At 67.0% G+C, this 14,109-nt stretch carries 11 protein-coding genes; 7 read left to right on the top strand and 4 right to left on the bottom strand.

Annotated elements, in window-relative coordinates:
• Positions 1-11: 11 nt before the first annotated feature.
• On the top strand, positions 12-770 hold the full coding sequence (locus tag FHS74_RS24670; protein WP_184806726.1) for a helix-turn-helix domain-containing protein: 759 nt from the start codon (positions 12-14) through the stop codon (positions 768-770).
• Positions 771-832: 62 nt separating this feature from the next.
• On the opposite strand, the gene FHS74_RS24665 is transcribed toward FHS74_RS24670, so the two are convergent.
• The gene (locus tag FHS74_RS24665) at positions 833-2,308 is read right to left on the bottom strand and encodes an aldehyde dehydrogenase family protein (RefSeq protein ID WP_184806724.1); all 1,476 of its coding nucleotides are present in this window, start codon (positions 2,306-2,308) and stop codon (positions 833-835) included.
• A 58-nt stretch (positions 2,309-2,366) separates the two neighbouring features.
• Positions 2,367-3,824: a carotenoid oxygenase family protein gene (locus tag FHS74_RS24660; RefSeq protein ID WP_184806722.1), complete on the bottom strand. Its 1,458-nt coding sequence runs from the start codon at positions 3,822-3,824 to the stop codon at positions 2,367-2,369.
• Positions 3,825-3,991: 167 nt separating this feature from the next.
• Between FHS74_RS24660 and FHS74_RS24655 the strand changes: the two genes are divergently transcribed.
• The 3 genes from FHS74_RS24655 to FHS74_RS24645 are packed head-to-tail and all read left to right on the top strand — an operon-like array spanning position 3,992 to position 7,469.
• Positions 3,992-4,888 carry a VOC family protein gene (locus FHS74_RS24655; RefSeq protein WP_184806720.1) on the top strand — a complete coding sequence of 299 codons (897 nt, stop codon included), beginning with the start codon at positions 3,992-3,994 and terminating at the stop codon, positions 4,886-4,888.
• A gap of 29 nt (positions 4,889-4,917) precedes the next feature.
• Complete coding sequence (locus FHS74_RS24650) at positions 4,918-5,772, top strand: fumarylacetoacetate hydrolase family protein (RefSeq protein ID WP_184806718.1); 855 nt, start codon at positions 4,918-4,920, stop codon at positions 5,770-5,772.
• Complete coding sequence (locus FHS74_RS24645; RefSeq protein ID WP_184806716.1) at positions 5,769-7,469, top strand: bifunctional 3-(3-hydroxy-phenyl)propionate/3-hydroxycinnamic acid hydroxylase; 1,701 nt, start codon at positions 5,769-5,771, stop codon at positions 7,467-7,469. Before FHS74_RS24650 ends, FHS74_RS24645 begins: the two co-directional genes overlap by 4 nt.
• 62 nt (positions 7,470-7,531) lie before the next feature.
• Here FHS74_RS24645 and FHS74_RS24640 read toward each other — a convergent pair whose 3' ends face one another.
• Together FHS74_RS24640 and FHS74_RS24635 are read right to left on the bottom strand one after the other, a co-directional pair.
• Positions 7,532-8,605, bottom strand: a complete 1,074-nt coding sequence (locus FHS74_RS24640) for a DMT family transporter (RefSeq protein ID WP_184806714.1) — start codon at positions 8,603-8,605, stop codon at positions 7,532-7,534.
• Between the two features lie 424 nt (positions 8,606-9,029).
• On the bottom strand, positions 9,030-10,628 hold the full coding sequence (locus FHS74_RS24635; RefSeq protein WP_246463347.1) for a carboxylesterase/lipase family protein: 1,599 nt from the start codon (positions 10,626-10,628) through the stop codon (positions 9,030-9,032).
• A 456-nt stretch (positions 10,629-11,084) separates the two neighbouring features.
• On the opposite strand from FHS74_RS24635, the gene FHS74_RS24630 reads away from it, so the two are divergent.
• Genes FHS74_RS24630 through FHS74_RS24620 form a run of 3 tightly spaced genes read left to right on the top strand, consistent with a single transcriptional unit; the run spans position 11,085 to position 14,070 of the window.
• Positions 11,085-11,438, top strand: a complete 354-nt coding sequence (locus FHS74_RS24630; RefSeq protein WP_184806712.1) for a nuclear transport factor 2 family protein — start codon at positions 11,085-11,087, stop codon at positions 11,436-11,438.
• Positions 11,439-11,467: 29 nt separating this feature from the next.
• Positions 11,468-12,901: an MFS transporter gene (locus FHS74_RS24625; RefSeq protein ID WP_184806710.1), complete on the top strand. Its 1,434-nt coding sequence runs from the start codon at positions 11,468-11,470 to the stop codon at positions 12,899-12,901.
• 17 nt (positions 12,902-12,918) lie between these two features.
• Positions 12,919-14,070 carry a Gfo/Idh/MocA family protein gene (locus FHS74_RS24620; protein ID WP_184806708.1) on the top strand — a complete coding sequence of 384 codons (1,152 nt, stop codon included), beginning with the start codon at positions 12,919-12,921 and terminating at the stop codon, positions 14,068-14,070.
• Positions 14,071-14,109: the final 39 nt, after the last annotated feature.

The following is a 14,109-nucleotide window of genomic DNA, read 5'->3' as shown; positions in this document are numbered from 1 at the left end:
GGGGCTGCGGAGTGTCCACGGCGGATCGGGTGTTATCGGTATTGGGGCTGTTCACGATAGAGACGCCCGAATGGACCGTGGAGGAGGCCGCCCGCGCGTTGGGCCTGTCCAACAGCACGGCCTATGAATATTTCCGAAGCCTGGTCGAGGCGGGCTTGTTGGTGGCCAGCAAGGCCGGCCGGTATTCCGTCGGCCCGGCCATCATCGAATTGGACCGGGTGACACGGCGTTTCGACCCGCTGACCAATGCCGCCTCCGGCACCTTGCGGGACCTGGTCGCCGGTCTTGAGGGGGAAGCCATCGGCCTGCTGTGCCGGATCTACCGCCTGAAGGTCATGTGCGTGGACCAGTATGTCCGCCGCCCCCCAACCTTCGCCATCAGTTATGAGCGTGGCCGCCCCATGCCCCTGGGCCGCGGTGCCGCGTCCAAGATCATCCTGGCGAACCTGGCCCCACGCCCCCTCCGCCGCTTCTACGACGGCGACCCGGCGGCCGTGGCGGCGGCGGGCCTGGGGGATAGCTGGGACGCCTTCAAGCGGACGGTCCGGCAGATCCGCAAACCCGGTGTCCTGGCCACGGTGGGGGAGCTTGACGCCGGCCTCATGGGCATATCGGCGCCGGTGTTCGGTGCGGGGGGGGAGGTGCTGGGCAGCATCGGTCTGGTCGTCTCCGCCGCCGACTTCCTGGATCATCCGGCACGGTTGGAGGGCACGATGGTGGCGGTGCGCCTGGCGGGCGAGGATGTGACGCGACGCTTGCAGGCGGAATGAACAAGGCCGTCGACAGGGCGCCCCTTGGGGCTTCCCGTCGACGGCGTTGGGCGCGCACCCGATCAGAAGGGATATTGGCGCGGGGCTTCCTGCACGGTGATCCAATGGTCCGTGGTCAGTTCCGACACGATCCAATCGCCGTTGAATCGGCCGATGCCGCTGTTCTTCTCCCCGCCGAACATGTTGAACGGGCTGTCCTGGATCGAGATGTCGTTCACATGGGTCATGCCCGCCTCCACCTGCCGGGCGAAGCGCACTCCCCGGGCCAGGTCACGGGTGAAGACGGCGCTGGACAGCCCGTACTCCGTCGCGTTGGCCAGGCGCAGGGCCTCAGCCTCGTCCCTGGCCTTGATGATGGGGGCCACGGGCGCGAACTGCTCCGCCTGGGCGAAGGCACTGTCATTGGGTACGCCGGCGAAGATGTGGGGCGGCACCAGCAGGCCCTGGACGTCGCCGCCCAAACGCTGGTCGAACCCCGCCTCCCGCGCGGCCGCGATGTTGGCGAGCGCCGCGTCGCGCTGGCGGGCGTTCATCAGGGGGCCGATGACCGTGGCGGGGTCCGCCGGGTCGCCCACCTTGAAGCCCCGCACATGCGCCACGAAGCGGTCGACGAAGGCGTCATACAGGCCGGCGTCGACGATGATGCGGTTGCCGCTCATGCAAATCTGGCCACTGTGCAGGAAGCGCGCGAACGCCGCCGCCCGCACCGCCAGATCCAGGTCCGCGTCGTCCAGCACCACGATGGGGGCGTTGCCGCCCAGCTCCAGGCCGATGTGCTTCAGGTTCTTGCCGGTGGCGGCCAACTCCGCGATGCGCTTGCCCACGCGCGTGGAGCCGGTGAAGGAGATCAGCTTGGGGATGGGGTGCAGAGTGAAGGCGTCGCCGATATCGGAAACGGCGCCGATGACGATGTTCAGCAAGCCGGGCGGCAGGCCGGCCTCCTCGTATATCTTGGCCAGCAGCAGGCCGCCGGTGACGGGCGTGTCCTCCGCCGGCTTCACCACCACGGCATTGCCCAAGGCCAGGGCCGGGGCGATGGACCGGTGCGACAAATGGAAGGGGAAGTTCCAGGGGCTGATGACGCCGATCACCCCCCGCGGCTCGCGGTAGACGAAGCTCTGCTTGCCCGGGACATCGATGGGCATGATCCTGCCCTCGACCCGTGACGGCAAGGTCGCCGCCTCCAGCACGCCGCCGCGGACGGCGCCCCATTCGATGGTGGCCTTCAACAGCGTGCTGCCGCTTTCCCGCACCAGCCACCCGATGATCTCGTCCTTGCGGGCGTCCAGGATGGACAAGACCCGCAGGAACAGGGCGCTGCGCTCGCTGTGCGGGGTTCGGGCCCACGCCTTCTGCGCGGTCTGGGCGGCGCGGTAGGCGTCGTCCAGATCCTCGGCGCTGGCCAGGCTGATCTCGTTGAGAACGCTGCCGTCATAGGGATTGTGATTGGGCCGCGTCTTGCCGGATCGGCCGGCCCGCCACGCGCCATTGATGAATTGCCCGGTATAGCCGTCATAGGCCGTCGGTGCTGCGCTCATCACTTTTTCCTTGCTTGGCCCGGCCGCACCGCCGGGCGTGTTCTGTTGCCCGCAACGCTCAGGCGGCCGGCGCTTCCGGAACCCAGTTGCCGTGCAGGCTCATGCGCAGACGCACCGGCAGCTTGACCCGGGCGATGGGACCGGCCGCCAGCCTCAACGCTTCCAGGATGACCAGTTCCGTCGTCTGGCTCTCCAGATGGTTCAGCAGGGCCAGCACGAAGCCGTCACCTTCCGCCGCGTCCGGTGCCCGGGGAGCGAAGGTCGGTTCCTGGAAGCATTCCGCGTCACCGGCCCACCAAGTCTGGCTGTGGCCGGTCTCCACATCCAAGTGGACCAGCTGGTTGAAGAATTGCCAGGGCGGCGGGCCCAGCCGATCCATGGCGTAGCGCCGCATGTCGCTGCCCAGCATGATGGCGTGGCGGTGGCGGCGGCCGGCATAGCGGTCGTCGCACCGGGAAAATTCGCAGGGCGCGTCATAAAGGGTGGTCCGCCGCGCTTCGCTGGTGTTGGCCGTCAGGTCGAAGGTCCAGCGGGCCAGCTGGAAGCGCAGCGTTTCCGGGCTGGGCGCGTTGCCGTCGGCGTCGGGGAAGAAGGCGAAGACATTGCCGTCGGCGGTCGGCATGTCCAGGTGGAGGCGACCCTCTTCCTCAAAGGCGTTCAGCACATGGGCCTGGAAGCAGTTGGGGCCGGTGAACCAGCGGATGTCGCTGCCGTCGCCCCCCCGGCGCATCACGCCGAACTGGTAGGCCAGATGCGGTTGCCATTCGAAATGGCGCCCCCCCGCCTGGATCCGGTCGCGGTCGGCCGTGGCCGGCAGCACGGGGAAGATGACATGGTTGGGCGTGACGGCGAAATCGTGGATCATGCCGGCATATGGGGCCTTCACCCAGATCTCGCGCACCAGCCGGCCGCCGGGGGTGAATTCGTAATAGACGACATCCGTTGTGGCGGTGCCCCGCGCCTCATAGCCGAAGGCCAGCAGGTTGCCCGTCTCCGGGTCGATTTTTGGGTGGGCGGTGAAGGGCGTATTGCCGATCTGGCCCTTGAAATCCCACTCGCCTTTCGTCTCCAGCGTTTCCGGATCCAAGGCATAGGGCAGGCTGTCCTCCTTCAAGGCCAGCAGCATGCCGTTGAAGGGGATGACGTTGGTGTTGGCGGTGCTGGGGCTGAGGCCGGCGACGCTGGGATCGTCCGTATGGGCGTTGCGGTACAGGCCGTGCAGGGACCGGCGGGCCGCCCGCTGGGCCTTCAGCCTGTCCGTGGCGACGTAGCGCCGTGTCAGGTCGACATGGCCATCGGTGAAATGGAACGCGGTGACCACGCCATCGCCATTGAAGAAGATGTCGTCACCCAACATGGGCGGGTACTGCGGATCTGGCGCCACCTGCACGAACCGGCCGCGCAGCGCCGGTGGAATGCCCCCCTCCACCTCCAGATCACGGATCTGACCCTCAAAACGGGATGGGGTGTAAAGCGCACCAACGAAGTCCGGCGTGTCGGGAAAACGCATCGACATCGGACGCTCCTCCATTTTGTTACCGCCGGCGGGACGGTTCCCCCGCAAGCGCCTTATGAGCCTGTTATAGCCGGCCATAACGATTGTTGACAACAAAATTCCGGCAATATAGGAATTCTGGCGGAAATTAGTGCCGGCTTCAAAGCCGCCAGCTAAGGAGCTCTGCCATGGAACCTGACCAGCAAGCCGCCGCCCTCCGATGGGGGCGGCCGCCAGATGCCCTTGCGGCCAGCCTGCATTTCCTGGAACTGGGGTGCCCTGATCCCGCCGCCACCGCCGACTTCTACCGGCGAACCATGGGCTACCGGTTGGAAGCCCACGGCGACCGCATCGTCGCGGCGGCGCGGGACCGCCGGCTGATCTTCACGCCCGGCCCGGCCAAGACCCTGGTTTCGGCCGGCTATGCCTTGCCGGACGGGGCGGAATTGGCGCGTCTGCGGGCCCGGCTCTCGGCTGCGGGCTGGGGGGCGGTGGACGGTCCGACCCCAATGTTCACCGATGCCGTGACGGTCACCGACCCGGACGGCAACCGGTTCACCTTTGGACTGGCCCAGCCATCGCCTGTTGCCGGGCAGGCGGGTGCCGGAGGGGCGGAGGCGGGGAATTGGCCGGCACGGCTGCAGCATGTCGTGATCGCCAGCCGCGATCCGGCCCGCATCGTCCAGTTCTTCATCGACGTCCTGGGCTTCACCCTGTCCGACGACGTGGTGGATGGGGAGGGCGGCATCCGCACCTCTTTCCTGCGGTGCAGCCATGAGCACCACAGTTTCGCGGTGTTCAAGGCGCCCGAGAACAGGTTGGACCACCACTGCTACGAGACGACGGACTGGAACATGATCCGCGACTGGTGTGACCGCATGGCCACCCAGCATGTCCGTGTCCAGTGGGGACCGGGTCGCCACGGCCCCGGGAACAACCTGTTCATGTTTGTCCACGACCCGGACGGCAATTGGGTCGAAATCTCCGCCGAGTTGGAAATCGTGACGCCCGACCGGCCGGTGGGCCAGTGGCCGCACGAACAGCGCACGCTCAACAGCTGGGGCCACGGTCTGCTGCGCAGCTGACGCCCAACCCTTTGATGATGGAGTAGGAAATGAAGTTTGCCAGTTACACCGTGGCGGGCCGCGCCAGCTATGGCCTGGTCGAGGGCGAATGGATCGCGGATGTGGGCGCCGTCCTTGCCGCCGACTATCCGGACTTGCGGGCCGTGGTGGCGGCCGGCGCCTATGGGGCCGCCCAGGACGCCGCCGCCCAGGCGGAACGGCTCTCCCTATCGGAGATCGTCTTCGCGCCGGTGATCCCGAACCCGGCGAAGATCTTTTGCGTGGGGCACAACTATGAAACCCACCGCCAGGAAACCGGCCGCGCCAAGACGGACTACCCCTCCATCTTCACCCGCTTCGCCGACAGCCAGATCGGACATCGACAGGCGATCACCTTGCCCAAGGTGTCCACCATGCTGGATTTCGAGGGGGAACTGGCGGTCGTCATCGGCACGGGCGGCCGGTCGATCCCTGTCGCGGACGCGCTGTCCCATGTCGCCGGCTATGGCTGCTACAACGACGCCTCGGTCCGGGACTGGCAGTGGCACACCCAGCAATTCACCCCGGGCAAGAACTTCCCCGGAACCGGCGCCTTCGGTCCCTGGCTGGTGACGGCGGATGAGGTGGGCGATCCCGCCGCCCTTTCGGTGACCACCCGCGTCAACGGCCAGGTGGTCCAATCGCAGCCGACGGCGGACATGATCTTCCCTGTGGCGACGCTCATCGCCTACATCTCCACCTTCACGCCCCTGTCCCCGGGCGATGTCATCGTCAGCGGCACGCCCGGTGGCGTTGGCGCCAAGCGCCAGCCGCCGCTGTGGCTCAAGGACGGCGACGTTGTGGAAGTCGATATCCCCGGCGTCGGCCTGCTGATGAACAAGGTGCGCATGGAAGCGGAAGGATGAGCATGGACACCGCCATCGCCACACCGTTCCGCTCCAGCAACGGTCGCCCCATCGCCGACCACTACCCCGTGGTGGTGGTCGGCGCGGGGCCGACGGGTCTCACCCTCGCCAACCTGCTGGCGCGATATGGAACCCGGGCCCTGCTGGTTGAACGCAACCCGACCACGGTGCAGGAGCCCCGCGCCGTCTCGATCGATGACGAATCCCTGAGGACCATGCAGGCCGCCGGCGTGATCACGACGGTCATGAGTCATGTGGTCGCGGGATATGGGTCGGAATATTACACACCTTCGGGCCGGCTGTTCCTGAAGGTGGAACCGAGCGAGCAGCCCTATGGCTATCCCCGCCGCAACGCCTTTCGCCAACCCACGTTCGAGGCGCAATTGCGGGATGCGCTGGAGACCGTCCCCACGGTGGACACGCTGTTCGGCTGGGCGCAGGACGGCTTTGTCCAGGACGACCGCCAAGTGACCGTGGAACTGAGGAACGCGGATGGCGAGCGCCGCTGGATCCGCGCGGACTATCTGGTGGCGGCGGATGGGGCCCGCAGTTCCATCCGCACCGCCCTGGGTCTTGGCCTGGACGGTGAAACCTTCCAGGAGAAATGGCTGATCGTCGACCTGGAGAATTCACCGACGCCCAGCCGGGAAACCCTGGTCTTTTGCGACACCCGCCGGCCGTGCATCGCCCTGCCGGGACCGAACGGCACCCGCCGGTTCGAATTCAAGCTTTTGCCGGGCGAAAGCCCGGAGGCGATGGTGGCCCAGGACACCGTCGACGCCCTGCTGGCCAGCCATGGCGCCCATCCGGACAGCCGAATCTGCCGCAAGACGGTCTACACCTTCCACGCCCGCCTGGCGCCACGCTGGTCCGCCGGCCGGGTGTACTTGGCCGGCGACGCCTGCCATCTGACGCCGCCGTTTGCCGGGCAGGGGATGAACAGCGGCATCCGCGACGCCCATAACCTGGCCTGGAAGCTGGCCTGGGTGACAGGTGGGTCCATGCCGCGCCACCTGCTGGACAGTTATGAGCCGGAGCGGCGCGAGCATGTGCGCGACATGATTGATTTGGCCTTGCGGATGGGGCGCATCATGGGGCCGCGCAACCGCGCCATCGGCGTCCTGACACAGACGGCGTTCCGGATTCTGGGCCTCTGGCCGCGGGCGCGCGACTATTTCGCCCAGATGAAGTACAAGCCCAAGCCCCGCTTTGAAAACGGCTTCGTCATCGCGGATGGCCGTGGCGCGCGCGCCACGATGGTGGGCCGGCTATTGCCCCAGCCTGCCGTCCGGACGGCGCTGCGGGATGGCGTCCTGCTGGATCATGTGCTGGGCGATGGCTTCGCCCTGATCGGCCTGACCGACGATATGGAGGCCCTGGCCCGCGCCGCCCGCCTGCCGGCCATCGCCCGCCTGCGTCCCAAGGTGGTGGCGGTGTCGAGAGCTGCCGCCGAGGCCCCGCAGCCGCCTGAGGGCGTGGAAAGGATCATTGACTCCGCTGGCATCCTGGAGGCCGCGATGGGGGGCGAGCGCGACCATATCCTGATCGTTCGGCCCGACCGGTACGTCTTTTCAACCGTCAAGGTGGGTGAGGAGCATGTCGTCGACCGGCAACTTGCGGCACTCTTGGGGACGGTGATGTTCGATACGACTACCGCTCCGGTGCCGTCCGCCGCCGTGATCGGCGCGCCCGCCTGACGCCGCCATGCCCTGGGCGGTCCGTCGGAAAGTTGGCCAGCGGTGGAAAAGTGGTTCCCGCTTCAGGACTGCTCATGCCTGTGCCGATGGTGCAGATCCGGATAGTGCGGATGCCGGTGCACCAGGGGCGCATGGCGATGGACGTGGGCGTGGGGCTCTTCCACGGGAACCCCTGGCTCATGGTCGTGCAGGTGATGGGCGTCGTGCACGTGGACGTGTTCATTCTCCATCTCCTCATGCGCATGCTCATGCTCATGTTGTTCGGCCAAATGCGGGTAGAGCCCGACGCCCATCAGCACCGCCGCCGCCAGCAGGCGATAGGTCAACGGCTCGCTGAACAGGATGATGGCCAGGATTGCGCCGATGAAGGGTGCCATGGAGAAATAGGCGCCCGTCCGCGCCGTGCCCAGGTGGCGCAAGCCCAAGACGAACAGGACCAGGCTGAGGCCGTAGCCGAAGAAGCCCACCACGGACGCCCCCGCCGCGATGGCCAGGGACGGCGGGGCGGCCCCCTGGGACAAGGCCAGGGCCAGGTTGACGGAACCGGCCACCAGCCCCTTGGTCATGGCGATCTGCACGGGATCGGCGGCGCTGAGCTTGCGGGTCAGGTTATTGTCGATGCCCCAGGCCAGGCAGGCCCCCGCAATGGCCAAGGCGCCCCAGCCGATGCCTTCGGGGCCACCCCGCCAGGACAATAGCAAGGCCCCCGCCAGGATGGCGAAGGCGCCCAGCATCAGGCGGCGGTCGACATTCTCACGGAACGCCAGCCAGGCGATGCCCAGGGTGGCCAGGCCTTCCAGGTTCAGCAGCAAGGCGGCGCTGGAGGCGGGGGTGAGCGTCAGGCCGACCATCAGCAAAACCGGGCCGACCACGCCGCCCACCAGGACGACGGCGGCCAGCCAGGGCAGGTCGCTCCGGCGCAAGGGGGCCTCCGGCGCCTCGATGCGCAGGAAGCGCCGCCCCAGGTGCACGATGCCCAGCCCCAGGCCGGAGCCCAGATACAGCAGGCCCGCCAGCAGCCAAGGGTCGGCATGTCCCAGCAGCAGCTTGGCCAGCGGCGTGCTGGCGCCGAAAAGCGCGGCCGAGGCAAGCGCCAGCGGCGCTCCCGGCCAGGCGATGGATCGATGAAGGGCCATGGGTCCCGTACTCCCGGGCGGATCACGCGGACAACTGGCGTTCCGCCAATGCCACATGCAACCTTACCCCGGTCGCCATGATGTCATCGTTGAAATCATAATGCGGATGGCGCAGGGGCGCGAAACCGCACTCGCGGCCCTGGCCCAGGTCAGCCCGCTGGCAGATGTCCACGGCCAGCGCTTCCGCCGCCGCCTTTCCGTGCGCTACCGTTCCCGCCGCCCTGACGATGGGGCGGTGCGGGAACGATTGGGTTCGCAAGCGCGGCCGCAGGGGCCGAACCAGCGCGGGTCGCTGGACGTCGTGAATGCACGCTGGGTGATGGGTGTCGCTTCCGGATCCTGGCGGTGGTGATGCTATTCACGGTTCAGAAGCGTCCATCTGAACGGATCGCACCCTAACGATTCCAATTGAGTCAGAACGACTCTAGAAAAGCGAAAGCTTGCCTCCGGAGGAAACGTAGTCTTTGAACGCCTCGAACCGCGCCTCGCTGGAGACACCCAGGCGCGGGCCGGTGGTATCGCCCAGGCCCATCACCAGGGGGGCGCCGGCGACCGCCCGGGACCAGGCGTTACCGGGTAGGGTGGGATCACCCTTCTTCATGAAGGCCAGCCAATGGGCTTGGAGCGTGCCCGAAACGGCGCGGTCCCGATCGGTGAAAATACGGCCGCCCTTGTCCAGGGCGCCCATCACATAAGGCACCTCGGCGGTATGGAAAGCGCCGAAATTCTGCCCATCGCTGCTGGCTGGATACGGATGATCATAAAGGTAGACGTAGACGCTCTGCCCGCTGGCGGCGGCCCGCGTCTGGGCCCACAAGACCAGGCCGGCCATATAACGGTCTTGCGCCAATATCTTGTATGAGGCGCGCGCCTCGGCATCGGTGGCATGGGGGTACACCGCCAACAAGCGGTCGGCGGACTGGCCATAGCGCTCGTGAACCAGGGCGGCGAAGTCGGCAGCCGTCAGGTCGCTGTTGCCGAACAGGGTGCCCTCGTCGGCATTGAAGCCGGTCAGGAGTGGCACCTTGCTCGCCACGGGCGCCGTCGGATCTTCAGGGTCCCCGGCGACGATGATGGCGTCCAGGTTCGGGGTGAACACGATGGTCGGCCTCGCCGGCTTGGCGCCAGGTGTCGGTGGCGGAACGTTGGCGGCCTGCTGCAGCGCGTCGGCCGGTACGGCGCGCAACTCGGCCAGCGACTTGGCGCCCATCTTCTCCGCGAACTTGACGCCCGTCGCTTCCGCTTCGGCCAGTGACGGCATGTGGATGCCCATGCCTGAGCCACTCTGCGCCACCGCGCGTTGAAACAGGCCTTCGGCAAGCGGCGACATGATCAGGTCATTGACCGCGGCCGAACCCGCGGACTGGCCGGCGATGGTCACGTTGGCAGGGTCGCCACCGAATTGGGCGATGTTGGCGCGGACCCATTTAAGCGCCTCGATCATATCGAGCAGGCTGTAGTTGCCTGAACTACGCAGGGCTGATTCCTTGGTCAGATCGGGGTGGGCCAGGAAGCCGAACACCCCAAGCCGATAGTTTATGGTGACGACCACCGCACCCCTGGACGCCAGGCCGCCGCCTTCATAAATCGGGATGGTGCCGGACCCACTGCCGAACCCGCCGCCGTGAATGTAGACGAGCACCGGCAGTTTGCCGTCGGCCCGGTGAGGCTTCCAGACGTTCAGGTAGAGGCAATCCTCCGACACCGGGCCTTGGATCAGGAACTCCGACGTGAAAGGGCCAAACTTGCCCGGCGGGCCTTGGTAGCAGGCCGGCGGCGCGTTGGTGGCGTCGCGGACACCCTGCCAAGCTTTGGCCGGCAGGGGATCGTGCCAACGCAAGGCACCCACCGGAGCCTGGGCGTAGGGAATGCCCAGGAATTCGTCGACCATGCCTTTTTCCGCCCCGCGGATTCCACCGGAGTTGAGCTGGACGGTCGGCTGGGCCGGCGCGGCCGCCGGCAGCAGCAGTGCGATGACGGCGCCCGCCAACATCTTGCCCGCCATTATCTTGAAAGCCTGCATGAATAGCGCCTCCCTATTTTTATAGGATGATGGTCTACAAGACGGCGATCCTTGTTGCAATATATAAGAATAAATATTCATATTCTTAATATGGCACAGGCTCCGTCACCGCGGGTTTCTGACGGAAGCCATTGAGGCTGGCAGTCCCGTCCCTCCTGAATCATGTGGCAGTTGGCGAAAAGTCCGCCGATCACCCATGAAGAGCGGTGGGGGTGCTGGCTTGGAGAGAATTGCGCCAGCCGGTGCATCATGTGAATACCATATAGAATAAGAATATAAATTCATGTTATGGCTAACCGGAAACGGCCGCGCGTCATCGCAGCAAAAAGCGTGATCGTGGCAAGAAGCGGGAGGGGCGATATGCGTGGGTACTGGGCTGCCGCGTTCTGTGTGGCGGGAACTTTAAGCGCAGCGGTCGGGCATGCGGCGGAGGGGAATGAGTGTCCCCGTGGCGAAGTGTCAAAGCCGCAGGAATCGGCCACGCTGTTCCGGGCCTTCGCGGATCGGTTGCTGGTTCACAAGGATGCCCGCGGCGCCTATGAGACCTTTGCCGCCGCCGACATGGTCCAGCGCAATCCGCCTTTTGGCGCCACCCGCGACAGCACCATCGCCCAATGGGAAAAGATGACCGGCCTGCCGGGCTCCCGCTTCGTTATCGAGACGGTGGCCATGGACGGTGATGTCGGGGTGGTCCATTTCCGTGGCCAGCTCAAGGCCGGGGAGGCGGGCGCCGTCATCACTCAGCATGATCGGCTGCGCTGCGGCAAGATCGTGGAGGAATGGGCGGAGTTCAGCGTGGGGGCCAAATGATCGGCGAGGCTCCAGCGGGCTCTCGGCCCGTGGCGATATCCGCTGTCGATCAGGCCGCCGCGATGTCCTCCGGGCACCGGAAATCGGCCCTGGTCATCGTCGCCGGCGCGTTCATGATGGATCTGATCGACCTCACCATCGTCAATGTCGCCTTGCCCTCCATCCAGCGTGATCTGGGGGCCGGCGCAGCGGCGATGCAATGGATGGTGGCTGGCTACGCCGTCGCGTTCGCCGTGCTGCTGATAACGGGCGGCCGGCTGGGGGATACCCACGGCTACCGCCGCCTGTTCATGGTGGGCGTCGCGGGCTTCACGGCGACGTCGCTGCTGTGTGGCGCGGCGGTCAGTCCGGCCATGCTGGTGCTGTCGCGGCTGGCGCAGGGGGCTGCGGCCGCCTTGATGCTGCCCCAGGTGATGTCGCTGATCCAGGTGATGTACCCTCCGGCGGAGCGCATCGGCGCCCTGGCCATTTTCGGCGTGCTGGGTGGGCTGGCGGCCGTTCTCGGGCCCATCCTGGGCGGCCTGCTGATCGAGGCTGACCTGTTCGGGCTGGGCTGGCGGCCCATCTTCCTGATCAATGGCCCGTTGGGCGTGGCCGGCCTGGTCGGCGCCTGGCGCGTCCTGCCCTCTGGCCGGTCATCCCGGGCCAGCGGCGTGGATGTGCCGGGCACCGTGCTGGTCGCGGCGACCTTGCTGGCCGTCATCCTGCCGTTGATGCAGGGGAGGGAGGCCGGCTGGCCCTGGTGGTGCCTGGCGTCGTTGGCCGCGGCCCCCATTCTGGGTTTACTGTTCCTGCGCCATGTTCGACGGCGGTCGTTGACCGGCACCGCCCTGGTGGACCCCCAGCTTTTTGCCAACCGAGGCTTCACCATTGGGGTCTGCATCTCCCTCTGTTTCCAGGCGGTGACGGCGGGGCTGTTGTTCATCCTCACCTTGACATTGCAATACGGCCTGGGTTGTTCAGCCCTTGAGACGGCCCTGGTGCATGTGCCCTACGCTGTGGGCGCCTCGGTGGCGATCGGCGTCGTTGCCCGGCGGGCGCTGCCGCGTATCGGCTTGCGCCTCATCGGCATTGGTGTTGTGACCATGCTTGCCGGCCTGGTGGCGTTGTTCGCCTTGATCGCCGCGCAGGCGTCCTTGGTCGCGGTGGGGGCCGCCCTGTTGATTACTGGGACGGGCATGGGCCTGACGGGTGGCCCCCTGGGCCCCGTGACCTTGTCGGATGTCGACGTGGGGCACGCCGGTGCGGCATCAGGCACCATGAAGGCCGTTCAGCAGCTGGGTGCCGCGATCGGTGCCGCGCTGATCGGCAGCCTCTACTTCGCCTTGGCCCCCGATCTTGAGTCCGTTCACGCGCGCCAAAGCTTCCTGACGACCCTGCCCGTGGTGGCGGGCTTGCTGCTGGTTGTGGGGGCGCTGGTCACGCGCCTGCCCAAGGACCTGCGGATTTTCCACAAAACATGACCTTCAGGGAGGAAGGGATGCCAAGTCCCGTTCTGCGCCTGGGCCTCATCGGTGGTGGCCCTGGCAGTTTCATCGGGCCCGTTCATCGCATGGCGGCGGAGTTGGATGGCCGGTTCCGCCTGGTCGCCGGCGCGTTCAGCAGCGACCCCGAGCGATCGCGCCAGGGGGGTGCCAGCTATGGTGTCGATCCCGCCCGGGCCTATCCCAGCTACCCGGCCATGATCGCCGCCGAGCGGGAGCGGGCCGACGGTATCGACGCGGTGGCCATTGTCACCCCCAACCATGTCCATGTGCCGGCCAGCACCCACGCCCTGCGGGCGGGCCTGCATGTCATGTGCGACAAGCCCGCCGCCCTCTCCCTGGCGGAGATGCGCGATCTGGCGGACGTTGCCGCCATCGCCCCTGGCCTCTATACCTTGACCCACACCTATACCGGCTATCCGCTGGTTCGGGAGGCCAGGGCGCTGGTGGCGGCGGGGCGCATTGGCCGTCTACGCAAGGTGGTGGTGGAATACAGCCAGGGCTGGCTATCCACCCCGCTGGAGACCACGGGCCTGAAGCAGGCCGGCTGGCGTACCGATCCCGCCCGCTCCGGCGCCGGTGGCTGTATCGGCGACATCGGGGTCCACGCGTTCAACCTGGCGGAATTCGTCACCGGCACGCCGGTTACCCGCTTGTGCGCCGACCTTTCCACCCTGGTCCCGGGCCGGCGGCTGGACGATGACTGCAACATCCTGCTGCGCTTCGATGACGGCACGCCCGCTGGTGTGCCGGGGGTGCTTCATGCCTCCCAGATCGCCGCGGGCGACCGGAACGGCTTGCGGCTGCGGGTCTTCGGCACCGAAGCCGGGCTCGATTGGTCGCAGGAAACACCCAACACCCTGACCATCAATGGTCTGGATGGCAGGACCGAGGTGCTGCACGCCGGCGGCGGGGCCGTGGGGGCGGAGGCGCGTGCCGCCACCCGCCTGCCCATTGGCCATCCCGAGGGCTATATCGAGGCCTTCGCCACCCTGTATCGCGACTTCGCCGCCGCCATCCATGCGGGCCGATTGCCCCCCGACGGCGCGTTGCCGGGCGTGGACGCCGGCTTGCGGGGCATGGCCTTCATCGAAACGGCCGTGGCGAACAGCGCCGCCGGTGGCGGCTGGGTGCAACTGGCCGTGTGACGGCCCAATCTGACGGGGCCAATTTGAAAGGGAAGGAAA

It is taken from the genome of Nitrospirillum iridis (genome assembly GCF_014205765.1).
GTDB classification, from domain to species: Bacteria; Pseudomonadota; Alphaproteobacteria; order Azospirillales; family Azospirillaceae; genus Nitrospirillum; species Nitrospirillum iridis.
This window is presented reverse-complemented; position numbering and strand designations above follow the sequence as displayed.